Genomic DNA, 24,655 nt, shown 5'->3' with positions numbered 1-24,655 from the left:
GGCATAACCGCCAAATTTCCCGAAAAACCTCCACCGCCATTTACGAAGTCAGGCTGGAGCGATATAATAAAAATAACGTGTAGTCCGTACAGAGACAAACCCTTGGCCGTGGGCCGGATTTGGGGGAGTATTGTGGAATTAGGGAATATCATCGCCGTATTGGGCGCTGTGGCCACCTTCCTGTTTGGTATGTCCACCATGACCGACGGTCTGGAAAAGCTGTCCAGCGGACGGCTGGAACAGATTCTGGAGCGGCTGACCAGCAACGTGCTGAAGGGCGTGCTGCTGGGCGCCGTGGTTACCGGTCTCATCCAGAGCTCGGCGGCCACCACCGTCATGTGCGTGGGCTTCGTCAACGCCGGCATCATGAAGCTGGAGCAGACGGTGGGTATCATCATGGGCGCCAATATCGGCACTACCGTTACCGCCCAGCTGCTCAGTTTGGGGGATATCTCCTCGGACAACATCGTGCTGATGTTCCTCAAGCCCTCCTTCCTGGGGCCCATCCTGGCCGTGATCGGCATTGTCTTTTATATGTTCATCAAAGGCGGACACAAACAGACCATCGGGCAGATTATCCTGGGTCTGGGCCTGCTGTTTATCGGCATGAACACCATGTCCACCGCGGTGGCCCCCCTGCAGGAGCTGCCGGAGTTCCAGGCGGTGTTCACCGCCTTCTCCAACCCCTTCCTGGGCGTGGCGGTAGGAGCGCTGATCACCGCCCTGCTCCAGTCCTCCTCCGCCTCCATGGGCATCCTGCAGGCCATCAGCACCACCGGCGTGGTCACCTTCCATATCGCCATGCCGCTGATCATGGGCCAGAACATCGGCACCTGCATTACCGCCCTTATCTCCTCTATCGGCGCCTCCCGCAACGCCAAGCGCACCGCCATGATCCATCTGTTCTTCAATATCATCGGGTCCGTCTTTTTCCTGGTGGTGCTCTACGCGGGCAACGCCCTGTTCCACTTCCCCTTCTGGGCCAACACCATGAGCATGAATTCCATTGCCAACCTGCACCTGGCCTTCAATGTGGCCTGCACCGCGCTGCTGCTCCCCTTCAACCGCCAGCTGGTCAAGCTGGTCAAGCTGGTGGTCCCCGGCGACGCGGAGGAGCGGGAGCTGTCCGTGCTGGACGACCGGTTCCTGTCCTCCCCCTCCCTGGCCCTGGAAAAGGCCCACGACGCGGTGGTGCAGATGGGCGAGTTCTCCCGGGACAATTTCCTGCTGTCGGTAGAGCTGCTGAACAAGTACGACCCCAAAAAACTGGAACGGCTCAACGAAACCGAGGTGGCGCTGGACAAGCTGGAGGAGCTGCTGGACAACTACCTGGTCAAGCTCACCGACCGGGCTCTCACCCAGGAGGAGAGTACCAAGGTATCCGAGCTGCTCCACACCCTGTCCGACTTTGAGCGCATCGGCGACTATGCCGTCAATGTTTCGGAGAGCGCCACGGTGCTCTACAACCGGGGGATCTCCTTCTCCCCCGAGGCCAAGGGCGAGCTGGAACAGCTCACCGCTGCCGTGGGCGAGACCCTGGACAAGACCATCGCCTGCTACCAGAGCCGCCAGCGTGTACTGGCCGTCCAGGTGGAGCCGCTGGAAGAGGTGGTTGACCTGATGGCCGACACCTTGAAGAACCGCCATGTGGAGCGGCTGAAAACTGGAGCCTGTACGGTAGAACTGGGCACCCAATTCCTGGAACTGCTTATCAACCTGGAGCGCATCTCCGACCACTGCTCCAACGTGGCCCTGCGCATCGTGCGTCAGACTGCCTCCAAGGATGACAAAATCCGCATTGACACCCACGCCTATATGCGGGATCTCCACCACGGCGGCTCCAACCCGGAGTTTGACCGGCTGTTTGGCCAGTACCGGGAAAAGTATTTTACACCCATCGCTCAAAGTCCTGTGGACCCATAAAACAAAACCATGCCCCGGCTCGATGCAATCGAGCCGGGGCATGGTCTACCTGTCTACAGTTCCGCACGCCGCTGGCGGCGGAGGGTCAGGACGCACAGCGCCAGGGCCAGCAGAACGACCAAAACCACGCAGATAAACTCCGTGCCCGGCAGGCCGGTGAGCCGGACGGGGCGGCCGGAGAACAGCCCCGCCCCCGCCATAAGCCAGGGCACCACGCCCCAGCACAGCACGAAGATCAGGGGAATGGCCTTGAGGAGCATCGCCACATAGCTGGCACTGAACTGGGAGAGCACCACCGTGAACCCGGAGGCCGCCAGGGTCAGCAGAAAGGTGAGCCCCAGCAGGGCCAGCAGATACTGGCCGTAGGTCCAGTCGAACCAGGGAAATTCAGCGTTCCATACGCTGACCAGGGAGCAGTCCCAAAACCGCAGGGCGCCGGTTGCCAGGAAGGGGCCCAGATAGACGGCGCAGTTGAGCAGAGTGAGCAGCACCCCGGACAGCAGGGCCGCCCCCATCTGGGCGTTCAGCACCCCCCGTCCCCGGCGGGAAGTCCACTGCATGGCTCTGGTGCGGCGGAGGGCGTCCCGCACCAGAGTGGGAGAGAGCAGCAGCACCGCGCTGAATACGCACCAGATGGCGAAGTAGTGAAAGAAGTTGTCAGCGGAGTTGATGGCGGCTGAGGGCAGGAACCCGAAAACACCCGCTGCTCTCACTTCCTCCACCCGCCGGATGCTGGGCTGGTGGGCAGGAGAATACTCCCCCACCCAGCCGCCCCAGATCTCCGGCTCCTCCCCCTCCGCCAGGGTGTCATAGTTCTCCATAAACTCCATCAGCGACTCCACCATGTTCATATTGGTATTGGAGTAGAACGCAAAGCCCAGTTGGTGATCTTCCTCTGTCAGGCCAGTTTGGTGGGCCGCATCCCAGTCCAGGTAACTCTCATAATCGGAGATCCCCGCCTCCGCCGCGCCGGGGATCTCCGCTACCTGTTGGGCGAACTCCGCCTCCAGCTCCGCCAGCTGGCCGTCCAGCTGAGCCCGCTCCTCCGGCTCCATGGTGGTGCCGTAGGCTTCCAGCCAGCCGGCGGAGAGCCGCAAGTCGCTTGCATTCCAGAAGTGTTCCAGATAAAATCCGGGCCGCGCGTCATAAAACACAAGGCCGATAAGGGCGATGGCCAGCAGCAGGCCGGGCCGCCAGATTTTTTTCAGTTCCCATTTCAGCAGAGCCATTCACGCCACGTCCTTTCTTCCGAACCGCCTCAGGGCCAGCAGGGTAAAGCCGCCCCACACCAGCAGGTTGAGGGTCAGACCCACTGTCTCCTGCCAGGGCACCAGCCCTCCCTGCCCCAGTTCGGTGAACCAGCCGTTGATGGCCAGCCACAGATGGGCCGGGGAAAAGGTGGTGAGCAGATAGGCCCACCACAGGCCCAGGCTGTTGACCAGGAGAGAGGACAGGCCGATTATCAGAGCGCACAGGGCCGCCGCCGCGATGGCCGCCCCGTAAGTATTCCCGACCAGCAGGCCCGCCACGGTTCCGATCAGGGTAAAGACCGCTACCAGCGCCCCTCCGGCCACCACCATGGCGGCAAAATAGCTCCCCACAGTGAAATCCGCCCAGGTGAGGAAGGGGCGGGAGTAGAGCATATCCACCAAATAGTTGAACTGGCTGGACACGCTGGCTGACCAGATACCGCCGTAGTCCCACAGGAGCAGATAGGGCCCCAGAGTGAGCAGCGCCAGCAGGGCATACAGCCCCAAAGCGGCGGCCAGAGCGGCCAGAGTCTTGCTTCGCCACAGCCTTCGTCCTGTTCGGCTGGCGCAGGTCAGGGATCGGGTGCCGCTCATGCCCTCATACCCCACCAGATAGAGGGCGCACAGCAGGCCCAATAAGATGCTCTCGGCCACAACGGCCCGGAACAGGGTGTCGTAGAGATACTGATGGCTGTTATAGGTGATGGGGCCCGCGTACAGGTCCAGGGCCGCGCCGGTCTGGGCCAGGTGATCCACCCGGGCCTGGAGCAGATCGTACTTCCAGGCCATCCAGCTCTGAGCCAGGGGGTCCCCCTCCATCAGATTCTGGTAAAAGTCGGTCAGCTCCCCGGTGTCGTAGCCCTCCAGAGTGTTCTCCAGCCCTGTTACAGAAAGGCGCAGAAGCGCCCGGTTCTCGGTGTCCGGAAGGGTGTCCAGACCCGCCAGGAACTCCACGTCCACCCGCTGGCCCAGGAGGGAGGCGTCCGCCGAGGTGTCGTTGAAGAAGGCCCGATCCTGGGCGGAGGGACCGGCCAGCAGCAGGCCGTTGAACACCAGGCACAGCCCCACGAACACCCACAGGGCGGGCAGGCGGAACTGCTTCCGCCACTCCCACACCGCCAGCCTCATGCCCGCCCCTCCTCCCGGTAGATGGCCAGGAAGGCGTCCTCCAGGCCGGGCGTCACGGGGATGGCCCCCGCCGGGGGCGTGTCGCTCAGCACCCGCAGCACCGGCCCCGCCTCGCTCTGGCCCTCACTGAGAACCAGCTGATCCGGCCCCAGGGCGGTTCCCGCCGGCACCTGCCACACCTTGCCCTTCCACTGGGCGCAGATGCGGGCGGGGCTGTCGCAGCAGTAGAGCCTGTGGTCTTTGAACAGGACAATCTGCCCGGCGATGGTCTCGATGTCCGAGACGATGTGGGTAGACAGAATCACGATGCGGTCGGCGGCCAGGGCGTGGATCAGGTTGCGGAACCGCACCCGCTCCCGGGGATCCAGCCCGGCGGTGGGCTCGTCCAGCAGCAGCAGTCTGGGGTCTATGAGCATGGCAACGGCGATACCCACACGCTGGCGCATGCCGCCGGAGAAGGTTTTCAGCTTCTTATCCGCCGCGTCGGCCAGGCCCACAGTGTCCAGCAGTTTCGTAATGCGCCCCTCCGCCTCCCCTTTGGGCAGGCACTGGAGGGCGGCGGCGTAGCGGAGGAACTGCCGGGCGGTGTAGGAGGGGTAAAAGCCGAAATCCTGGGGCAGATAGCCCAGCAAGCCCCGGTACTCCGCCCCCAGGGTATGGATGTCCTCCCCGTCCCACAGGATCCGCCCCTCCGTGGGAAAGAGCAGGGTGGCCAGCAGCTTGATGAGGGTGGTCTTGCCCGCCCCGTTGGGGGCCAGCAGGCCGTACACCCCCGGCTCAAAGGCCAGATTCACGTCCTCCAGAGCGGTAAACGTCCCATAGCGCTTGGTCACATGTTCAACTGAAAGCATAGCCTTCTCCTCTCCTCTGCCCCAGGCAGAACCGTCTCAATTCCAACAGGTACAGCGCCAGGGCGGCTCCGGCCAGGGCCAGGAACACCGCCCCCGGCAGGGCGGCCAGCCAATCCGAGGCCCCGTCCCATATCAGCAGCAGCCCCCCCAGGGCCGCCCAGATGGCCGGCGGTGCAATCAGCCGCCCCCGTCCCCGTCGTTCCAGGCAAAGCAGGGACAGCAGGCCGTAGAGGAACAGGCTGGACAGGGACACCCCCAGCATCCAGCTCAGGGGCAGCTCGCCCCCTCTGGCCCTCCACAGCCACAGATTCACCGGCACACACACCAGCACCGAGCCGCCGCCGAACACCACCATCCGCAGGGCGGCCACCACCTGGAGGGACAGCCGGCAGCTCCGCTTCCAGTCCAGCAGGCCGGACTGGGCCTCCTTCCAGGCGGTGAGGCCCAGCAGCAGGGCGTACAGCGCCGGGGAGGCCAGAAAGAGGGCGGGAGCCGGGGACAGCAGCTGAAGGGCGGCGGCCAGCAGCGGGATCAGCAGCAGCGCCGCCGCCAGGATGCTCAGAAAAATGCAGTCAACCACCCCGAAAAAGAGCACCCGGGCGTCCAGGGCGGAGCGAAGGATCTCCGCCAGCCCCGGCCTGGGGACCAGGCCCCGGTCCAAAATGGCGGAGATGGCCGCCTCCCGCTCCCATCGGGCGGGCATTTCTTCCTTCCAGTCTCTCATATCAGCCAAACTCCTTTCTCAGCCGGGCCATCAGCCGGTAGTATCGGGTTTTTACCGCCGCCTCCGGCTGGCCCAGGGCGGCGGCGATTTCGGGAAAGGTGCGCTCTCCGTAGAGCCGCAGGCGGTACACCGCCTGGGTATCCGGGTCCAGGCGGGAGACATACTCCTCCAGCCGGTCCAGCAGGTCCCGGTCCTGGATCTGGGCGGCAAAGTCGGCAGTATCCGGCGTTTCCCCGTCCTCCAGGGGCACAATGTCCCCCCGGACCTTCCGCCGGCCGTCCACCGCCTTATGGGCGGCGATGCGGTACAGCCAGGTGCGGAAGGAGGCTTTCTGGCTGTCAAAGCTGGGCAGAGCCCGGAGTACCGCCAGGAAGATGGTCTGGGTCAGGTCCATGGCGTCCTCCTTATGCCCCGTCTGCCGGTAGGCAAAGCGGTAGATCTCGTCGTAGTAGGCCTGGACCAGCCTGTCGGCGGCCTGCCGGGAGCCCCGGCGCTGGATCTCCCGAATCCATTTTTGCTCCTCCTCCACTGCCTCACCGCCCTTCTTATCCTATATTCGTCTGAGGATGGCCCATCGTTTCAGAAAAAAACGGCCCCGGCGGATTTTTCCGCCGGGGCCGTTGCTGTACTCAGTTCAAAAAGTCCTTCAGCTTCTTGGAGCGGGAGGGGTGGCGCAGCTTCCGCAGGGCCTTTGCCTCGATCTGACGGATGCGCTCCCGGGTGACGTTGAATTCCTTGCCCACTTCCTCCAGGGTGCGGGTGCGGCCGTCCTCAATACCGAAGCGGAGCTTGAGCACCTTCTCCTCCCTGGGGGTCAGGGTGCCCAGCACATCCACCAGCTGCTCCTTCAGCAGGGTGAAGGAGGCGGCCTCAGAGGGCTCGGAGGCGTCCTCGTCGGGGATGAAGTCTCCCAGGTGGGAGTCCTCCTCCTCACCGATGGGGGTCTCCAGAGAGACCGGCTCCTGGGCGATCTTCAAAATCTCCCGCACCTTGTCCACCGGCATGCTCATCTCCTCGGCGATCTCCTCCGGCGTGGGGTCGTGGCCCAGCTCCTGGAGCAGCTGACGGGAGACCCGGATGACCTTGTTGATGGTCTCCACCATATGGACCGGGATGCGGATGGTGCGGGCCTGGTCGGCGATGGCACGGGTAATGGCCTGCCGGATCCACCAGGTGGCGTAGGTGGAGAACTTGTAGCCCTTGGTGTAGTCGAACTTCTCCACCGCCTTGATGAGGCCCAGGTTGCCCTCCTGGATCAGGTCCAGGAACAGCATGCCACGGCCCACATACCGCTTGGCAATGGACACCACCAGACGGAGGTTGGCCTCCGCCAAGCGCTGCTTGGCGGCCTCGCCCCGCTTCACCAGGCGGCGGAGCTCCTTCAGCTCCTCGTCGGAGAGGGTGATGCTGTCATCCTCCTCCAGCTCGGCCAGCTGCTCCTTGGCGGCGTCGCCGGCCCCCATGTCCTGGGCCAGCTGCACCTCCTCGTCGGGAGTGAGCAGATTGACCTTGCCGATCTCCTTCAGGTACATGCGCACCGGGTCGTCGATGCTGAAGGAGTCCACCAGGGTGTTGGGGTCCACCATCTCCTCCTCGGGCAGCTCCTCAATCTCGTTGAGCTCCTCCAGAGGAGGCATTACGTCGTCGGCCAGCTCGGGCAGATAGTCGTCGCCCACCGTGTCGATACCCAGGTTCTCCAGGGTATCGTAGATCTTGTCCATCTGCTCGCTTTCCAGGTCCAGATTCTCCAGCACGTCCATCAGCTCGCTGGCCGACAGCTTGCCGTTCTTCTTGCCCCGCTCAATGAGCTCCGCCAGCTTCTCGGACCCCTGGACCCCCTCTACCACCTTCATGACCTCGATCTTGCCCTGCTCCATCTTCCTGGCATTTTCCCGGGCCAGCTTGCTCTGATCCTCCAGCGTCAGGGTGTGTACCTTCTTGCCGGTGGTCTTTTTCTCACTCATGCGGCTATCCTCCATCATACGCTTTTTTCTCTCTGAATTTCTCCCGCGCGGCCAGCAGAGGGTCTTCTGCCGACCCGCCCCGCTTCAGCGCTTCTGTTTCTATGATCTCTATGTAGTCCCCCAGGGCCTGCCCGCTGTTGGACAGGCGCTCGGGCTGTTCCATAATTTCCACCAGACGGCTCATTTCCTCCGGCGTCAGCTCCCCCGCCAGAGAGGCCAGCTGAACGCTGCGCCCCTCCCGGTGGCGTTGGCGCAGCAGGCCGTAGATCTTCGCCAGGGCCGGGGCGGAAAACTGCTCCGGCTCCAGCCGCTCCACCGACGGGAACAGGGCCGGCTCCAGCAGCAGCAGCCGCAGCACCCCCTCCTCCGCCCGGGCGGAGCGCACGTTGTCGTACCGCAGCTCCCGCTCTCTGGGCTGGACCCGGACCGCGGGGGTCAGGTCCCGGCGCTCCTGCCGCTTCTTGGCCTGCCAGGTCCGGTTTTTGCGGAACCGCTCCACCTCCTGGGCAAAGGCCTGGCCGGAGATCCCCGCCGCGGCGGCGGCCTTGTTGCCATAGATCTCCCGCTCAATGGGGCTCTGGAGGGCGGCCACGATCCCTACCGCCTCTTTCAGATAGGCCAGACGGCCCTCCTCCTGGCTCAGGTCGTGGCGGCTCATCAGATCCCCCAGCCGGTAGTCGTTCTGTCCCGCGCTGTCATTGAGGCACTTCTCAAAGGCCGCCGGACCAAACCGCTTGATAAAGTCGTCCGGGTCCTGCTTCAGGGGCTTGCCCTCGCTGTCATAGGCGTTGGGCAGCTGGAGCACCCGCACGTTGAGCTGGGCATTTTTCAGGATGTTCAGCACCCGCTGGGTGGACTGCTTCCCCGCCGCGTCGTTGTCGTAGCACAGCACCAGCTCCTTGGTATACCGGGCCAGGATCCGGGCGTGCTCCTCGGTGAGGGCGGTGCCCATGGTGGCCACCACATTGTCAAAGCCCGCCTGGTGCAGGGTGATGACATCGATGTTGCCCTCCACCAGCACCAGATTGGGCCGCTTGGTATTCTTGGCCAGGTTGAGGGCGTAGATCAGTCGGCCCTTGTGGAACACGATGGTCTCCGGGGTATTCAGGTACTTGGCCCCCTCCTCCCCCGGCAGGATCCGGCTGGTAAAGCCCACCACCTCCCCCCGCACGTCGATGACGGGGAGCATGAGGCGGGAGCGGAATTTATCGTACACGCCGCCGTTTTTTCCGGCCACCGCCAGACCAGCGTCGATAAGCTCCATCTTGCTGAACCCCTGAGCGGTGAGGGCCCGGGTCAACTCATCCCAGCTGTCCGGGGCCGCCCCCAGTCCGAAGCGGACGGCAAAGCGGTGGGTAATCTGCCGCTGGGCGATATAGTCCCGCACCCGCTGACCCCCGGGGCTGTTGAGATAGTCGTAGTAAAACCGGGCCGCCTGCCTGTTGGCCTCCAGCGCTCTGGCCCGCTTTTTCCGGACCGCCTCGTCGGTGCCGGTGTCCGGCACCTCCAGCCCCGCCCGCTGGGCCAGCAGCCGCACCGCGTCGGGAAAGGGCAGGTTTTCCATCTCCATCACAAAGGAGATCACCCCGCCCCCCTTGCCGCAGCCGAAGCAGTGATAGATCTGCTTCTCCGGCGAGACGGAAAAGGAGGGGGTCTTTTCGCTGTGGAAGGGACACAGCCCCCACAGGTTGCTCCCCTTCTTGGTGAGATGCACATAGGAGGATACCACGTCGGCAATGTCGCTGCGGGCCACCAGCTCGTCAATGAATTGTTCCGGGATGGCCAAGCCATACCCTCCTTCCGACTATCTTTTCCAAAAGATACCACCTTCATACCAAAAGGCGGTTTTGGGCTATTTGACGCTCCAGGAATGGGGGATAAACAGCTCTCCGAACTGCTCCACGGCATATTTGTCGGTCATGCCGGAGAGGTAGTCGCACACCGCCCGTTCCACGCCCTCCTCCACCCGGATGGCCTGGTACTCCGGCGGCAGCTTGTCCGGATCCCGCACATAGGCCTCAAACAGGCGGCGGAGCATATCCTGGGCCTTGCCCTCCTCCCCCTTGGCCACCGGGCTGCGGTAGACGTACTCAAACATGAATTCCCGCAGCTGGTGCATGGCATCCCGGCAGGCGGGGGACTGGAGAATCTGGTCCTTTCCCTGGGACTGGGTGATGATATCCACCGTCAGGGTGTTGATCCGCTCCGAGTGGGTGAAGCCCAGCACCTGGGATACCGACAGGGGAAGGTCCATGGGATAGATGATCTTCCCCCGGATGGCGTCGTCAATGTCGTGATTGATGTAGGCGATCTTGTCCGCCAGACGGAGCAGCTGACCCTCCAGCGTCTCCGCCCGGTTGGGGCCGGTGTGGCACAGGATGCCCCGCCGGACTTCATAGGTCAGGTTGAGCCCCTCCCCGTCCTTCTCCAGCCGGTCCACCACCCGCAGGGACTGCTCGTTGTGGGCAAAGCCGCCGGGCATGATCTCGTTGAGCACCCGCTCCCCGGCGTGGCCGAATGGGGTGTGGCCCAGGTCATGGCCATAAGCCGCCGCCTCCGCCAGGTCCTCGTTAAGGCTCAGACCCCGGGCGATGGTGCGGGCAATGCGGCTGACCTCAATAGTGTGGGTCATCCGGGTACGGTAGTGGTCCCCCTCCGGCTCCAGAAAAACCTGGGTCTTGTGCTTGAGACGCCGGAAGGCCTTGGAGTGGACGATACGGTCAATATCCCGCTGAAAGCAGGTGCGGACGGGGCAGTCCTCCATAGGCCGCTGCCGCCCCCTGGATCGGGCGGACAGGCAGGCGTAGGGGGACAGAGTCTCCCGCTCCCGCTGCTCGGTGCGCTCTCTCAATGTCAAAAAGGGTCACCGCCTTCCCTTTTTTCGCGTTCGTCTATCCGTTTATATACTCCCTTCTCCGGAAAAACCCTTCCTTCTTCCAAAAGGTTTACGATTTATTCATAATTTTTTCTGGGCACGCCCTGGAACTGCTCCCCTGCCACAATGGGAGCCAGGCCCCCGGCAGTAAGTTCGGTGAGGCGGGATGTAAAGTCATCCACCTTGCCCTCCGGAAGCAGGGCGTGAACGGTGACCTCAGCGGCGTACTCCACGTCCCCCACCACACCGTCCTGGGCCTCCACCTCCTGGCGGACCCGCTCCAGGAAAGAGTAGGGACAGGGGACGAGCACCTCCACCCACCGGCGGACCACCGAGATCCCGGCGGCGTCCAGGGCGTCCTTGGCGCTCTGGGTATAGGCCCGCACCAGTCCTCCCGCACCCAGCAGTACCCCGCCAAAGTACCGGGTCACCACGCAGCACACGTTGGTGACCTCCTCCCGCTGGAACACGTTGAGCATGGGCTGGCCGGCGGTGCCCTGGGGCTCCCCGTCATCGGAGTAGCGCTCCACGCCCCCCTCTTTGATGCGGTAGCACCAGCAGTTGTGCCGGGCGTCGTAGTATTTCTTCTTCATGGCCTCGATCCAGCCCCGGGCCTCCTCCTCGCTGTCCACCGGCCAGACGTGGCCGATGAACCGGGAGCGCTTCTCCACCAGCTCAGCCTCGGCGGCGGCGGTGGGGATGAAATATTCCGTCATGTCCGCTCCCACTCCCTCCTGGTGATGGCAAAGTAATGGGCCAGCCGGGTCTCCCCCAGCTGGGCCACCGGCTCCACCCGGGACAGGCGGTAGGTCATGCCGCACTTCTGCATCACCCGCTTGGACTTCCGGTTTCCGTCATAGTAGGCCGCCCACAGGGCCTGATAGTCCATCTGTGTAAAGGCGTGGCGGATGATGGCGGCCACCGCCTCTGGGATCAGGCCCTGCCCCCAGCACTCCCGGGCCAGGGAGTAGCCGATCTCCTCGCTGGGGGTGCCCAGCTCAGTGCGGTGCCGGTCCACAAAGCCCGCCGAGCCGATAAGCCGCCCGTCGGACTTGCGGACCACCGCCAGGGAGTCGGCGGGCTGGAAAATCTCCCGGATCACCCGCAAACTCTCCTCCGCGCTGTCGTGGGGCTTCCACCCCGCCGGGGGCCCCACCTCCGGGTGGCTGGCATAGGCGTACAGTCCGTCGGCGTCCTCCTCGGTAAAGGGACGCAGGATCAGGCGTTCCGTTTCCAGATACATCATGCGGCTCCTTTCTTTAGTCCTCCCAGAACTCCTTGGGGGGCGTCCAGCCGGAGACGATATACTCCTTCAGCCGTCCCAGCTGCACCGGGGTACACACCGCCTCCACCTCGATGGCGTCGCCGTAGTCCACCCGCTCCACCTTGGCCTCCCGGTGAAGCAGGTCCACGATGCCCCCCTTGTCATAGGGGATGCGGAGCACCACCTTCTGGGCCCCGGTGTCCAGCCGGTCCCCGATCTTTTGCAGCAGCTCGTCCAGGCCCTGGCCGGTCCTGGCGGATACGGACACGATATCTTCCCCGTGGGGCAGGATCTCCCCTGGGCAGCGGTCGATTTTGTTGAATACCTCCAGCCGGGGGGTCTGCTCCGCCCCCAGCTCCACAATCAGCCGGTCCACCACATCGGCCTGGGCCCGCCACTCCGGGTTGGAGGTGTCGATGACGTGGAGGAGCAGGTCGGCATAGCTCAGCTCCTCCAGGGTGGCCTTGAAGGCCTCCACCAGATGGTGGGGCAGCTTGCGGATAAAGCCCACGGTGTCGCTGAGGAGCACCGTGCAGGTATCGGAAATCTCCAAGGTGCGGGTGGTGGTATCCAGGGTGTCGAACAGCCGGTTGTTGGCGGGGATATCCGACCCGGTGAGCTTGTTGAGCAGGGTGGACTTGCCCGCGTTGGTGTAGCCCACGATGGCCACCACCGGCACCTCGTTTTTCTCCCGGCGGGCGCGCTGGGTGGAGCGCACCCGGCGCACCTGCTCCAGCTCCTCCCGCAGCTTCTGGATCTTTCGGCGGATGTGCCGCCGGTCGGTCTCCAGCTGGGTCTCGCCGGGGCCACGGGTACCAATGGCGCCCTCCTGCCGCTCCAGGTGGGTCCACATGCCCAGCAGCCGGGGCAGCAGATACTGGTACTGGGCCAGCTCCACCTGGAGCCGGCCCTCCTTGGTGCGGGCCCGCTGGGCGAAGATGTCCAGGATCAGGGCCGCCCGGTCCAGCACCTGCACCTTCAAATCCTCCGACAGGGCCCGCTGCTGGGAGGGAGACAGGGGATTGTCCACGATCACCATATCCGCCCCCATGGCGTCCACCAGCTCCTTCACCTCGGCCACCTTGCCCTCGCCAATGAAGGTGCGGGGGTCGGGGGCGTCCTTGTTCTGGAACACGGTGCCCACGCACATACCCCCGGCGGTCTCCAGCAGGTCGGCCAGCTCCTCCATGGAGGAGTCGTCGGCGTTTTCCGCCTCAGGCAGGCAGTGGGCGTTCAGGCCCACCAGCACCGCCCGGTTGATTGCTTTTTTCTCTTGGTTCTCTGTCATTGGTTCCTCCGCGCCGGGTGTGCCGCCCCGGCGTCATTTCTTTTTCAGTACCGTCTCAATTTCGCCGATGAAGATCCGGTGGTAGTCCTTCTCCGGATACCACTTGCCGTCGATCTCCCCGTCCAGGAAGTGGGTGGGGTCCATGTCCTGCCAGTAAGCTTTCCTGCACACCAGCACCAGGTCGGCCTGAGCAAAATAGGGTGCGCCGTCCGCCGTCTCCACGGTAAAGCCGCACTCCTTCACCTTGTCGATGTCCCGGCCGCTCTTGGAGCCGCACAGGGCCAGGGCCTTCCGGTATTCCTCCCCGAAAAAGGCCAGGGTGAATTTCTCCTCCCGCTCCACAAATTCCAGGGTATACCGCTGGGGGCGGATATATACCGTGGCCACCGGCTTGCCCCACAGCACTCCCAAGCCGCCCCAGCTGGCGGTCATGGTGTTGCACTTCTCCCCGGTTCCGGCGGTAAGCAGCATCCACTGGTCTCCGATCAGGGAAAACACATTCTGGTCCAGACTCTTGGGGTCGATTCGTTCAAACATGGCGTTACCCTCCTGTCAGGCTTATTGTATGCGTGCCGGATGAAAAAGAGCCCGTACCGGCTCCGGTACGGGCTCTCTTGACCAGCTTACTTCTTGTCCAGGCCGAACTTCTTGTTGAAGCGGCTGACACGTCCGCCAGTATCCACCATCTTCTGCTTGCCAGTAAAGAAGGGGTGACACTTGGAGCAGACTTCGACGCGGATGTCCTTCTTGGTGGAGCCGGTCTCGATCACGTTGCCGCAGGCGCACTTGATCGTAGTCTGCTCGTAGTTGGGATGGATGCCTTCCTTCATGTTGTGTTCACCTCTTTCTCGTTCCGGATGAAGCGGCGCAGCAAACCTCCACGCCTTATAAACGCTAGAACATAATAGCACAACAACTTGGGCATTGCAAGGGTTTTTTCAAAAATTTTTTTATACCTCCACCGCCTGGTCCAGGGCGAAGAACCACAGCGCCCGGCGGACCACCGGCCTTCCTGTGATCTCGGCCAGGGCCTGGCTGTATGCCTCCAGCTGGGGCCGGTAGTTCTCCGCCCGCTCATGCACGGTTCTGGCCGTCACCCGGTCGGTCTTGAAGTCCACCACCGTGATGCCCTCCAGGGTCTCAAAGTAGCAGTCCACCACCCCCTGGAGGAGGACCTGCTCCCCCTCCCCGGCGGCCTTGTAGTACCGCCCGGCGGGCGCCAGGATGGAGAACTTGAACTCCCGGCGGAGGGACACGGAATCCATCAGCTCCCGGCCCAGCCGGGACTGGAAGAAGGCGGCGATGCGGGCGGGATCGGCGGCCTCCCCCTGCTGGGGGGTGAGGAACTGGCCCTCCACCAGTCGGCTGATCTCAGCCGCCGCCCCCTCCGGGGTGCCCGCCTTCTCAAAGTCGATGTACTGCATCACCAGATGAAGGGCAGTGCCCTTCTGGGCGGGGGTGAGACCCCACTCCTCGGCGGCGAACCGGGGCCGGCCGAAGGTGAGGGTGCGGGGGGCCTTGGGGGCCTGCTCCGCCGCCTCCTCGTCCAGCCCCCGGCCCTTCAGCTGGGTGGCGGTGAGCTTGGAGGGCAGCTCCACGCTGGCGGCGTGGGGGTAGCGCCAGGCCAGCCGCTCCGCCAGCTCCGCCGGGTCATGCTCCGGCTCCGCCGCCTCCTGGGCCTGGGTTGGGGCAAATCGGAACCGCTCCGGGCCCTCCAAAAAGGGGGTGCCGTCCACAAAACGCACGTCCCAGGCCGGGCCGAAGTCTGTCCGGGGGATGGGCACATCGGTTTCCGCCGCCCGGCGGAGGGCTCCGGCGTCGGGGCGGCACAGGGCCGCCAGCAGCACCCACTGGCCCACGCTCTGGCAGGCCAGCAGCACCTGGGGGTCCACCGGGCAGTCCCCGTCCCCCGCCAGCTTGGCCAGATCCTTGCCGCCGCCGGTGAGGGCCACCGACAAAATCAGCTTCTCCTTGGCCCGGGTCATAGCCACGTAGAGCAGCCGCAGCTCCTCCGCCATCATCTCCTTTTCCAGCTGCCGGGCCACGGCGGTGCGGGCCAGGGTGGGGTACTCCACCCCCCGCTCCAGGTCCAGCCCCTTGGGCCCCACCCCCAGCTGGGGGTGGAACAGGATGGGCCGCCGGGTGTCCTCCCGGTTGAGCTGCCGGGCCAGGCCGCACAGCAGCACCACGGGAAACTCCAGGCCCTTGGATTTGTGGATACTCATGATCCGCACCCCGCCGCCGCTGCGGCCCACCCCGGGGAGGGCCAGCTTGGAGCCGTTCTCCCGCAGCCGGGTCAGGTAGGTCAGGAACCGGAACAGGCCCTTGTGGCCCGCCCCCTCGTACTGCCGGGCCAGCTCCGCCAGGGCCAGCAGGTTGCCCTGCCGGGTCTCTCCCTCCCCCATGGCGCCGAAAATGCCCAGCAGATTGGTGCGGTCGTAGAGGTGCCAGAGCAGCTCATGGCTGCTCTGGTCCCCCGCCCCCAGCCGCAGCTTTGCCAGCTCCTCCAGAAAGGCCCTGCAGTCGTCGCCGCCGTCGGCCTCCAAAGCGGCGTACAGATCGGTGTTGGGAGAGGCCGCCCGGAGCTGGGCCAGCCGGTCGGCGGTAAAGCCGTACACCGGGGAGCGGAGCACCGACACCAGGGGCACGTCCTGCCGGGGGTTGTCGATGATCTGCAGCAGGGACAGGGCCACGTTGACTTCGGTGGCGGAGAAGAAGTCGCTTCCCCCCTCCGCCTCCCAGGGGATATCCTGCTCCCCCAGGGCCAGGGCGTAGTGCCGCAGCACCGTGTTGGGGGAACGGAGGAGAATCACAATGTCGGATGGGCGGACGGGCCGTGTCCCCCCCTCCCCGTCGGATACCGGGAAGGAATTGTCCAGCAGTTCCCGGACCCGCCGGGCGGCGAAGCGGGCCTCCAGCAGGTCCCGGGCCACCTTCTCCCCCTCCTCCTCCCCAGTCACCGAGGCGTCCAGGGCATCCAGCTCCACCTGGTAGGTAGGGTCGGGCTCGTAGGGGGCGCCGGGATAGAGGGCCTGGTCGTCGGTGTAGTCCATCTCCCCAAAGGGCACCGACATAATGTTGCGGAACAGGAAGTTGCACCCCTCCAGCACCTCGGGCCGGGAGCGGAAGTTTTTAGACAGGATCACCCGCCGCTCCTCCCCATCCCCGGCCTGGTCATAGGGGGTAAAGCGCTGGTACTTGTCCAGAAAAATGGTGGGGTCGGCCAGCCGGAACCGGTAGATGGACTGCTTCACGTCCCCCACCAGAAACAGGTTGGTACCGTCTTTGGACAGGGCGGTGAAAATGGCGTTCTGCACCTGGTTGGTGTCCTGGTACTCGTCCACCATGATCTCGTCGTACCGGCTGCCCCACTGCCGGGCCAGAGAGGTGGGGGTTCCGTCCTCCCCCACCAGCAGGGCCACCGCCAGATGCTCCAGGTCGGAGAAGTCCAGCAGGCTCCGCCACTTCTTCTCGGCGGTGTAGGCCGCCTCAAAGTCCTTCACCAGGGCGAACAGGCCCCGCACCGCCGGATACACCGCCCGCAGGCCCTCCAGCAGCCCGGCCCCGTCCTCGCTGAACCAGTCCTCCAGCTTTTCCAGCCGCTTCTTGCAGGTATTGCGGATGGCCTTCACCCGCTCAGCGGCGGCCGGGTCGTCCACGATCTTCTTCCGCCCCACCGTGGGAAAGGGGATGGGCAGGGCGGCGGCCGCCTGATCCCAGCCGGCTTTCGCCCCCGCCAGAAAGCCGTCCAGAGCGGCGATGGTGTCCTGGATGCTGGGGGCGTAATTGGCCTCCAGGTTTTCGTCCCGCTGGCACAGCTCCAGTGCCTCCTCCATCCGCCGCCGCCAATAAGCCGCCTGCCCGGCGGCATCGGCCAGCAGCAGCTCCCCCCAGGGGGTCTGGGCCGGGTCGGTGATCCCCTCCAGAGCGAAGGCCCGCTCCTGCTGGTCCAGCCAGGCCCCCGGGTTGGGGTGGGCCTGGACCCGGCCCCGGATATCCAGCACGATCTGCACCAGCCGGGCGTCATCCCGCCCGGCGGACATGGTATCCACCAGCTGGGCAAAATCGCTGCCCTCCGTAATGTCCTCATACCGGGCGTCCAGCACGTCGTTGAGGGCCCGGAGCATCAAAATGCCCGCCTCCCCCTCGTCGCACAGCCGGAAGTCGGGGTCCACATCCGCCTCCTGGCCCCGCTCCCGCAGCAGCTGGGCGCAGAAGGCGTGGATGGTGGAGATCTGGGTCTTGTACACCAGGGTGGCCTGCCGCCGCAGGTGGCCGTCGGTAGGCCGCCCGGCCAGCCGGGCGGACAGCTCCTCCACGATCCGCCCCCGCAGCTCGGCGGCGGCGGCCTTGGTGTAGGTAATCACCAGGAAGCGGTCGATGTCCGCCCCCTCCTCCACCCGGGCCAGCAGCCGCTCCACCAGCACCCGGGTCTTGCCGGAGCCGGCGGCGGCCGACACCAGCAGCCCGCCGCCCCGGTTATCGACCGCGGCCTGCTGTTCCCCTGTCAGGGAAAAGGCCATCGCTCACCCCTCCTCCCATTTGCGGGCGTGGGCCTCGTCCCACACCGTCCGGTCCCCGATCTGTACCTCGTCCCAGCGGTACACCGGGTTCTTCCCCGCCTTCTTCTGGCGGATATAGTCCTTCAATACCTTAATGGCCTTGCCTCCCAGCAGCAGAATGGCCACCAGATTCACCAGGGCCATCAGGCCCATGAGCACGTCGGCCAGGTCCCACACCATAGAGAAATCCATCTGGGCGCCGATGAAGATGGCGGCGACACAGGTGATGCGGAACACCAGCAGCAGTGGTCTGGAGTCCTTGATGAACTTCAGGTTGGACTCGGTATAGTAGTAGTTGCCCACCAGGGAGCTGAAGGCGAACAGGAAGATGGACACGGTGATGAACAGCGGCCCGAAAGCCCCCACCTGGGCATGGACCGCCGCCTGGACGAAGTTCATGCCCTCGGCATAGGCGTCGATGGGCACCCCGGAGAGCAGCAGCATGAAGGCGGTGGTGGAGCAGATGAGAATGGTGTCGATGAACACGGAGAGCATCTGCACCAGTCCCTGCTTCACCGGATGGGACACGTCGGCAGCGGCGGCGGCGTTGGGGGCCGAGCCCATGCCCGCCTCGTTGGAGTACAGCCCCCGCTTGATGCCCTGCATGACGCAGGAGGCCCCCACCCCGGCGAACATGGCCTTCGGATCAAAGGCCTGGGAGAAAATAAGGGAGAGCATATGGGGCACCTGGCCGATGTTCCGGATGGTGATGAACAGACCCAGAGCGATATAGATGGCGGCCATCACCGGCACAATGCCGGAGGTGATGGCGCTGATGCGCCGCACCCCGCCAAAGATGCACAGCCCGGTGAGGGCGGCCAGCACCGCCCCCACCACGGCGGGCCACACGCTGGAGGAGTAGCCGGGCAGATAGTATTGCAGGGCGGAGCCGGCGTTATAGGCCTGGAGGGCGTTGAAGCCGTAGGCAAAGCAGGCGATGAGCAGCACGGCGAACACCACACCGAAGGCCCGGCTGCCCAGGGCCTTCTGGATATAGTAGGCTGGGCCGCCCACCCAGTTCTCCCCGTGCTTTTCCTTATAACACTGGGCCAGGGTACTCTCCACAAAGGCGGAGGCGGCGCCGATGATCGCCAGCAGCCACATCCAGAACACCGCCCCGTAGCCGCCGATGAGGGTGGCGGCGATAATGGCGTTGGCCACCCCGGCGATGTTGCCGGTGCCCACCCGGGAGGCGGTGGAGATCATCAGGGCCTGGAAGGAGGAGATGTCCTTGCCGTCCTTTTTCTTCTCCCCCAGCACCCGCAGGGCCTCGGGAAACAGCCGGAACTGCACCCCGCCGGTGCGGAGGGTGAAATACAATCCCGCCACAATAAGCAGAATAATCAGAATATAGGTGTACAGAAAGTTGCTGAGCTCCCCCAGCAAGGTTCCGAAAGCGGTCATAGAGTTACGATTCCTTTCTATCCTCGGTTTCTTTGCTCACCGCCGTCCAGAAGTCCTCCCCCTTGACGGCAGGCAGCCAGCGCCGCCGGTCGTTCCCCCGGCCCTCCTCAAAGTGGCAGGCGGCGGCATATTCGCACCACTGGCAGGCGTTGTGCTCCGGCCCCCGCCAGAAGGGGTCGGCGTTGATGTTGCCGGCGGCCAGCTCCTGGCCGATCTCCTGCATGATCTTCCGGGTGTGCTGGGCCAGCTTGCCCAGCCGCTGGGCGGACACCAGGGCCTCCCCGCTGAGCTTGCCGGTCTTGGTCACCCGGACAGGCAGGAAGCGGATGCCCGCCTCCGGGTCCTCCATGGCCGAGAGCACCTCCGGGTCGTCCAGCACAATGCCCCGCCGCCGCAGCTGGGTATCCACCAGTTTCTGGCGCTGCTGGTCGCTCATGGCCCGGCTCCCCGCCGCCACCGCGTCCCGGGCGGGCAGGTAGAGCACCCCCGCCCCGGTGACGTCCATGTGATACAGTTCCTTTCCCTGCTCCTCCAGGGTAAAGAGGTAGAGGAGCATCTGCAGGCCCATGCCGTTCCAGATCTCGGTGAGGTCGAAGGATTTCCGGCCGGTCTTGTAGTCCACCACCCGCAGGTAGAGCCGCCCGTCGTGGACCCAGCCGTCCACCCGGTCCACAAAGCCGGAAATGCTCACCGTCATGCCGTCCACACTCAGCTCCACCGGAGGAAGGTCCTGGCCCCGGCCAAAGCCCAACTCGAAGGAGATGGGCTGGAACTGGGAAGAACGCAGCTCCTCCGCCACGTTGTCCACCACGGCGTATACTGACTTGCGCAACCGCCGGAACAGGTAGCGGAACCGGGCGGTCTCATGCTCCAGGCCCCCCAGCTCCTCCGCCACGTAGCGCTCCACCGCCTGATCACACAGAGCATGGAGCTCCCCGGCGGGGACCTCCTTCACACCGCCCAGCTCCTTGCATTGGCGGAGCACATGCTCCAGCACATAGTGGAGGAAGGTGCCGTACTCCGGAGCCTGGAACCCGGCGGCCCGGCGGGGCTCCGCCTTCAGGCCGTACTGCATGAAGTAGGAGAAGTGGCAGGCCTTGTACTTGTCCATCCGGGAGGCGGACATGGGCACCCGGCTGCCGTAGAGGGCGTCCACCGCCTGCCGGTGGAGCCGTCCCCGGTCCAGGGAGGCCGCCCGCTCCATCCGCTCCACCAGGGGGGCGTAGCGGGGCAGCCGCTCCAGGGCCTCCCCCACCCACCGCCAGCGGCCCGCCAGCTCCAGGGCGGGCCGGGGTGCGGCCAGCCGGAAGGAGCCGTCCAGCCGGCTCTCCTCCGTCCGGATCAGCCTGGGGAACAGCAGGCGCAGCTTCTCCGCCAGAAAGGAGGGCCGGCGCTCCGCCCCGTCCGGCCCGGCGGCGGCCCAGCTTACGGAGAAACGCTCCCGGGCCATGGAACAGCACTCATATACAATGGTCATCTCCCGATACAGCTTGTCCCCCAGCTGGGGGGCCAGCTCCAGGCCGTAGGAGGCCAGCAGGCTCCGGTCGTCGTCGTTGAGCAGGCCGGGAGAGGGGGCCGCCGCCGGAATGGCCCCGTCGTCCGCCCCCAGCAGAAAGACCGCCCGATACTGCTTGTGGGCCAGCCGGGGCATCTCTCCGCAGGTCACCTGGTCCAGGGACACCGGGATGGAGCCCACGTCGTACTGGGAGAGCACCAGGGCGAACAGCCGGGCAAATTCCTCCAGCTCCATGGGGCTCTCCCCCAGAATCTGAGCGCACTGCTCCAGACCCCCGCACAGGATGTCCCACAGCTGGGCGTACTCCTCCGCCAGGGCCTCCTGGCCGTCCGCCCGCAGGGCCTGGGCCCGCTCGGCCAGCCGCTGGGGCACTCCGATGTCCTCCAGCAGCTTGTAAAGGGCCTTCGCCTGCCCCGCCCCTGTCCTGTCCCGGTTCTTCCGCAGGGTCTCCAGCGGGCCCGCCACCTGCCGCCGCAGGCCATCCAGCCGCTCCACCAGCGCCTTGTCCTCCGGCGTGAAGGTTCGGCCGTACCCCTTGGGGTGGTTGGTCCAGGGCTTGCTCCCTGTCCAGGCGCTCCCCTCCAGGTTCCAGGTGAGGGCGTAGTTTTCCAGCAGGTCCACATCCTCCTGGCTCAGGTCGGTGAGGCCGGTTTTCAGGTAGCGGAACACGTCGTCATAGCGGTAGCCCCCCGCCGCCGTGTCCAGGGCGGCGGTGATCAGGGCCAGGATGGGCTTTTCCAGGATATCGCTCATGCGGCTCAAAAACACCGGCACCCCGTACCGGGCAAAGACCGTCTCAATCAGACTGCCGTAGCCCTCCATGCTCCGGGCACACACGGCGATATCCCGGAACCGGTAGCCCTCCTCCCGCACCAGCCGCAACATTTCCGCGGCGACCCACTCCACCTCGGAGTAGGGGGAGCAGGCGGTAAACAGGCCCAGCCCCTCCGCCTCCTCCAAAAAAGGCCGGGGCTGGGGGGAAAACAGCTCCCGCTCCAGATGGGCCAGAGGGGGCGTCCGTACTCCCTGGGTCTCCTCCCGCACCGCCACCTGGGCGGGTACTCCTCTGTCCTTCGCCAGGCGGAGCAGCTGCCGGGCGGTGCGGCGGGCGGGGGAAAAGATCCCAGCGCCCCCCTGGTCCTCCTCCAGCTTGTCGCAGGTGAGGGCCACGGTAAGACTGCCGCACTTGCCCAGCAGCACGTCCACCACCTGCCGCTCCTGGGGCGTCAGGTCGGTAAAGCCGTCCAGGTAGAAGTCCTTGCCCCTGGCCCAGTCCTCCCGCCGGAGGACCTCCGCCAGCCGGGTGAGCTTGTCCCGGGGATCCGCCCCCTGCCGGGCGGTCATGGCCTCATAGGCGCCGTAGATCAGGGACAGGTCAGCCAGCTTGTCCCCCTCCTCCCCCCCGGTCTCGGTGCCGGCGGTCCACAGCTGCTCCGGGGTGACCCGGCAGGTCTTGAGCTCGTCCACCGTGGCCAGCAGGCCGCTGAGAAAGGCGGACTTGCGGGAGGGCCGCTGATAGACCTTCAGCTGGCCGGCCACCGATCCCAGGGCCATGTGGAGCAGAAGCAGCCGCCCGCCAGCATCCAGGGCGGGGGCCGCCAGGCCGCCGTACACGGAAAACACCCGGCTGGCCAGGCGGGTAAAGGAGAGCACCTCCGCCCCCGGGGAGACAGCGTTCCCCCCCAGGCGGCACAGGGTCCGCTCCATATCGTGGGAGTGCTGCTCCGGCACCACCAGGATCTGGGGCCGCAGCCTGGCTTCCCGGGCAATTGTTTGCAAAAGCGCCTCCGTCTTTCCGGTTCCCGACCGCCCCAGCAGCAGCTTCAGCATACCAGCGCCCCTTTCCATACAGAATGGCTTATTATATCATAGCTTGCCCAAAAGCAAAAGGCAGATCCTTCCGCGTTTGACAAACCCGGCCATCTATGCCATACTAAATTTCAGAAAAGCGGGTGTACGCCCGCAGGGATTGGATTGGAGATGAAAACGATGTATCAACGCAAAGCCTCTCTGTTCACACGAATCACCGCATTGACCCTGCTGTTTGCCCTGCTGCTCACATCCACCGTTGTGGCAGCCACGCCTCCCACGCCCCCCAACATCACCGCGGACAGCGCCATTGTCGTGGACTACGACACCGGCGAGGTACTCTATGAAAAGGACGCCGACACCATGCGGGTGCCCGCCTCCATGACCAAGGTGATGACCGCCTACATCATTTTTGAGGAGCTGGAGGCCGGCAACCTGACGCTGGACACCATGGTGCCCGTCAGCAACACCAACGCCGACCGCTCCCGCAGCTCCAGCTACCCCGCCATGGTGCCGCTGCCCTACGGGAAATCCCAGTCGGTGGACACCCTGCTCAAGCTGATCCTCATCCCCTCCGCCAGCGCCAGCTGCATTGTCATGGCGGACTACATTTCCGGCAGCGAGGCTGCCTTTGTTCAGCGGATGAACGAGACCGCCAAGCGGCTGGGCATGACCGCTGAATACGAGAACAGCCACGGGGCCCACGTTCACTACCTCACCGCCCGGTCCCAGGCCATCCTGGTACGGGAGTTTATCAGCCGTTTCCCCCAGGTGCTGGAGTACACCTCCATGACCGGAGTGACCTTCAACGGCAAGTACTATCCCAATACCAACAAACTGCTGCCCGGCCTGGACTACGCCTATGACGGGGTGGACGGCTTCAAGACCGGCACCATCAGCGCCGCGGGCTACTGCCTCAGCGCCACCGCCGTGAAGAACGGCCGCCGGATCATCAGCGTGGTCATGCACGCCGACGACGACAAGACCCGCCACACCGACACCACCGCCCTGCTGGATTACGGCTTCGCCATGCTGGAGTATCAGGCCCCCTATACCGACATGGCCTATCACTGGGGCCGGGAGGACGTGGCGGCTCTGAAGGACCTGGGGGTGGAGCTCCACCCCGACGGGGAGTCCTTCCGGCCTGACGCCAACGTGACCCGTGCGGAATTCACCGCCATGCTCTACACCGCGCTGGCCCAGTCCGGCGCCCTGCCGGAGCTGCCGGAGGAGACTACCCAGCCCCCGGAGCCGACGGAATCCGCCCTGCCTGCCGAGGAGGACAGCGAACAGAGCCTCCCCCCGGAAAACACCACGGAGCCCGACCCGGACGCCGCTTCCACCCCGGAGCCCACCCCCACGCCGGAGCCGGAGGCACCTGCCTTTACCGACATCCAAGGCCACTGGGCCCAGACCTATATTGAGGAAGCCATCCAGTTCGGCCTGATCTCGGGCACCGGCTCGGACACCTTCTCCCCCGACCAGGCCATCACCCGGCAGGAGATGATGGTGCTCATCGACCGCTGCATGGACCTGCCCGATGAGAACGGCCTGGGTTTCTCCGACGACGGCCAGATCGCCTTCTGGGCTCTGGAGTCCGCCGCCCGCACCACTGCCGCCGGGCTGATCCAGGGGAACAACGGCAAGCTGATGCCCAACGCCTCCGCCTCCCGCGCCCAGGCCGCCGCCATGGTCAACCGGCTCCTGGACCTGACCGCCTGACCCCTTAACGCCTACAGGAAGGAGTGACGCCCCTCATGCGCCGAGGCCTTTCTCTGCTGTGCACACTGGCGCTGGCCCTCAGCCTGTCCGCCTGCACCACGCAGGAGCCCCAGCCCACCGGCTCCGCTTCGCCGGAGCCAACCCCCGCCGCGACCCTCTCCCCCGCGCCCACCGGCTCCCCCTCGGCGGAGCCCACGCCTACCCCGGAACCTACGCCTCCCGTCTTTGACGAGGACCACACCCTGGACCGGGCGCTGCCCAAGCTTACCTCCAACGGGCTGGAGCTGCCCGTCTACGGAGCCACCGGCTACGCAGCGGTGGAACTTGGCCTGTGGGAGGTCATTCCCACGCCTACGCCTACCCCTACCCCAACCC

At 65.2% G+C, this 24,655-nt stretch carries 18 protein-coding genes and 1 pseudogene; 3 read left to right on the top strand and 16 right to left on the bottom strand.

Annotated features, from left to right (window positions below):
- Window positions 1-132: 132 nt before the first annotated feature.
- Window positions 133-1,923 carry a Na/Pi cotransporter family protein gene (locus tag B5F88_RS01220; protein ID WP_087341216.1) on the top strand — a complete coding sequence of 597 codons (1,791 nt, stop codon included), beginning with the start codon at window positions 133-135 and terminating at the stop codon, window positions 1,921-1,923.
- A 53-nt stretch (window positions 1,924-1,976) separates the two neighbouring features.
- Here the strand turns inward: B5F88_RS01220 and B5F88_RS01215 are convergent, their stop codons facing one another.
- From B5F88_RS01215 to B5F88_RS21700, 16 genes are all read right to left on the bottom strand, one after another.
- A complete protein-coding gene (locus B5F88_RS01215) occupies window positions 1,977-3,152 on the bottom strand; it encodes a hypothetical protein (RefSeq protein ID WP_087341179.1) in 1,176 nt (391 codons plus the stop codon).
- Entirely contained in the window at window positions 3,153-4,301 is a 1,149-nt protein-coding gene (locus B5F88_RS01210) for a hypothetical protein (protein ID WP_087341178.1), read from the bottom strand.
- Window positions 4,298-5,152, bottom strand: a complete 855-nt coding sequence (locus B5F88_RS01205) for an ABC transporter ATP-binding protein (protein ID WP_087341177.1) — start codon at window positions 5,150-5,152, stop codon at window positions 4,298-4,300. The genes B5F88_RS01210 and B5F88_RS01205 overlap by 4 nt, the downstream gene beginning before the upstream one ends.
- Window positions 5,139-5,876 (bottom strand): hypothetical protein, encoded by a 738-nt coding sequence (locus tag B5F88_RS01200; RefSeq protein ID WP_087341176.1) that lies wholly within the window; start codon window positions 5,874-5,876, stop codon window positions 5,139-5,141. The genes B5F88_RS01205 and B5F88_RS01200 overlap by 14 nt, the downstream gene beginning before the upstream one ends.
- Before the next feature lies 1 nt (window position 5,877).
- A complete protein-coding gene (locus B5F88_RS01195; RefSeq protein ID WP_087341175.1) occupies window positions 5,878-6,405 on the bottom strand; it encodes a sigma-70 family RNA polymerase sigma factor in 528 nt (175 codons plus the stop codon).
- A 100-nt stretch (window positions 6,406-6,505) separates the two neighbouring features.
- Window positions 6,506-7,840, bottom strand: a complete 1,335-nt coding sequence (rpoD, locus tag B5F88_RS01190) for an RNA polymerase sigma factor RpoD (protein WP_204246179.1) — start codon at window positions 7,838-7,840, stop codon at window positions 6,506-6,508.
- Between the two features lie 4 nt (window positions 7,841-7,844).
- Entirely contained in the window at window positions 7,845-9,626 is a 1,782-nt protein-coding gene (gene dnaG / locus B5F88_RS01185; protein WP_087341174.1) for a DNA primase, read from the bottom strand.
- A gap of 66 nt (window positions 9,627-9,692) precedes the next feature.
- Window positions 9,693-10,697 carry a deoxyguanosinetriphosphate triphosphohydrolase gene (locus B5F88_RS01180; protein ID WP_087341173.1) on the bottom strand — a complete coding sequence of 335 codons (1,005 nt, stop codon included), beginning with the start codon at window positions 10,695-10,697 and terminating at the stop codon, window positions 9,693-9,695.
- A 95-nt stretch (window positions 10,698-10,792) separates the two neighbouring features.
- Entirely contained in the window at window positions 10,793-11,431 is a 639-nt protein-coding gene (locus B5F88_RS01175) for a YigZ family protein (RefSeq protein ID WP_087341172.1), read from the bottom strand.
- Window positions 11,428-11,961 (bottom strand): GNAT family N-acetyltransferase, encoded by a 534-nt coding sequence (locus B5F88_RS01170; protein ID WP_087341171.1) that lies wholly within the window; start codon window positions 11,959-11,961, stop codon window positions 11,428-11,430. The genes B5F88_RS01175 and B5F88_RS01170 overlap by 4 nt, the downstream gene beginning before the upstream one ends.
- A 13-nt stretch (window positions 11,962-11,974) precedes the next feature.
- On the bottom strand, window positions 11,975-13,267 hold the full coding sequence (gene hflX, locus B5F88_RS01165) for a GTPase HflX (protein ID WP_087341170.1): 1,293 nt from the start codon (window positions 13,265-13,267) through the stop codon (window positions 11,975-11,977).
- 33 nt (window positions 13,268-13,300) lie between these two features.
- Window positions 13,301-13,804 carry a flavin reductase family protein gene (locus B5F88_RS01160; RefSeq protein ID WP_087341169.1) on the bottom strand — a complete coding sequence of 168 codons (504 nt, stop codon included), beginning with the start codon at window positions 13,802-13,804 and terminating at the stop codon, window positions 13,301-13,303.
- Window positions 13,805-13,890: 86 nt separating this feature from the next.
- Window positions 13,891-14,097 (bottom strand): 50S ribosomal protein L31, encoded by a 207-nt coding sequence (rpmE, locus tag B5F88_RS01155; RefSeq protein ID WP_007489589.1) that lies wholly within the window; start codon window positions 14,095-14,097, stop codon window positions 13,891-13,893.
- Between the two features lie 120 nt (window positions 14,098-14,217).
- Complete coding sequence (gene addA, locus B5F88_RS01150) at window positions 14,218-17,790, bottom strand: helicase-exonuclease AddAB subunit AddA (protein ID WP_087341168.1); 3,573 nt, start codon at window positions 17,788-17,790, stop codon at window positions 14,218-14,220.
- A 3-nt stretch (window positions 17,791-17,793) separates the two neighbouring features.
- Window positions 17,794-19,233, bottom strand: a complete 1,440-nt coding sequence (locus B5F88_RS01145; RefSeq protein WP_087341167.1) for an alanine/glycine:cation symporter family protein — start codon at window positions 19,231-19,233, stop codon at window positions 17,794-17,796.
- A 4-nt stretch (window positions 19,234-19,237) separates the two neighbouring features.
- On the bottom strand, window positions 19,238-22,579 hold the full coding sequence (locus B5F88_RS21700; RefSeq protein WP_087341166.1) for a PD-(D/E)XK nuclease family protein: 3,342 nt from the start codon (window positions 22,577-22,579) through the stop codon (window positions 19,238-19,240).
- A 159-nt stretch (window positions 22,580-22,738) separates the two neighbouring features.
- Here B5F88_RS21700 and B5F88_RS01135 point away from each other — a divergent pair, with 159 nt between their 5' ends.
- On the top strand, window positions 22,739-24,280 hold the full coding sequence (locus B5F88_RS01135; RefSeq protein ID WP_162612090.1) for an S-layer homology domain-containing protein: 1,542 nt from the start codon (window positions 22,739-22,741) through the stop codon (window positions 24,278-24,280).
- 35 nt (window positions 24,281-24,315) lie between these two features.
- Window positions 24,316-24,655 (top strand): annotated as a pseudogene (locus B5F88_RS01130) (hypothetical protein); the annotation flags it as partial.

Origin of the sequence: Flavonifractor sp. An306 (assembly GCF_002159455.1) — a bacterium.
Lineage (GTDB): Bacteria > Bacillota > Clostridia > Oscillospirales > Oscillospiraceae > Flavonifractor.
This window is presented reverse-complemented; position numbering and strand designations above follow the sequence as displayed.

Coding starts and splice junctions, on each gene's coding strand:
- B5F88_RS01215 (WP_087341179.1), bottom strand. CDS start 3,152: ATGGCTCTGCTGAAATGGGAACTGAAAAAAATCTGGCGGCCCGGCCTG.
- B5F88_RS01210 (WP_087341178.1), bottom strand. CDS start 4,301: ATGAGGCTGGCGGTGTGGGAGTGGCGGAAGCAGTTCCGCCTGCCCGCC.
- B5F88_RS01205 (WP_087341177.1), bottom strand. CDS start 5,152: ATGCTTTCAGTTGAACATGTGACCAAGCGCTATGGGACGTTTACCGCT.
- B5F88_RS01200 (WP_087341176.1), bottom strand. CDS start 5,876: ATGAGAGACTGGAAGGAAGAAATGCCCGCCCGATGGGAGCGGGAGGCG.
- rpoD (WP_204246179.1), bottom strand. CDS start 7,840: ATGAGTGAGAAAAAGACCACCGGCAAGAAGGTACACACCCTGACGCTG.
- B5F88_RS01175 (WP_087341172.1), bottom strand. CDS start 11,431: ATGACGGAATATTTCATCCCCACCGCCGCCGCCGAGGCTGAGCTGGTG.
- B5F88_RS01170 (WP_087341171.1), bottom strand. CDS start 11,961: ATGATGTATCTGGAAACGGAACGCCTGATCCTGCGTCCCTTTACCGAG.
- hflX (WP_087341170.1), bottom strand. CDS start 13,267: ATGACAGAGAACCAAGAGAAAAAAGCAATCAACCGGGCGGTGCTGGTG.
- B5F88_RS01160 (WP_087341169.1), bottom strand. CDS start 13,804: ATGTTTGAACGAATCGACCCCAAGAGTCTGGACCAGAATGTGTTTTCC.
- rpmE (WP_007489589.1), bottom strand. CDS start 14,097: ATGAAGGAAGGCATCCATCCCAACTACGAGCAGACTACGATCAAGTGC.
- addA (WP_087341168.1), bottom strand. CDS start 17,790: ATGGCCTTTTCCCTGACAGGGGAACAGCAGGCCGCGGTCGATAACCGG.
- B5F88_RS01145 (WP_087341167.1), bottom strand. CDS start 19,233: ATGACCGCTTTCGGAACCTTGCTGGGGGAGCTCAGCAACTTTCTGTAC.
- B5F88_RS21700 (WP_087341166.1), bottom strand. CDS start 22,579: ATGCTGAAGCTGCTGCTGGGGCGGTCGGGAACCGGAAAGACGGAGGCG.
- B5F88_RS01135 (WP_162612090.1), top strand. CDS start 22,739: ATGTATCAACGCAAAGCCTCTCTGTTCACACGAATCACCGCATTGACC.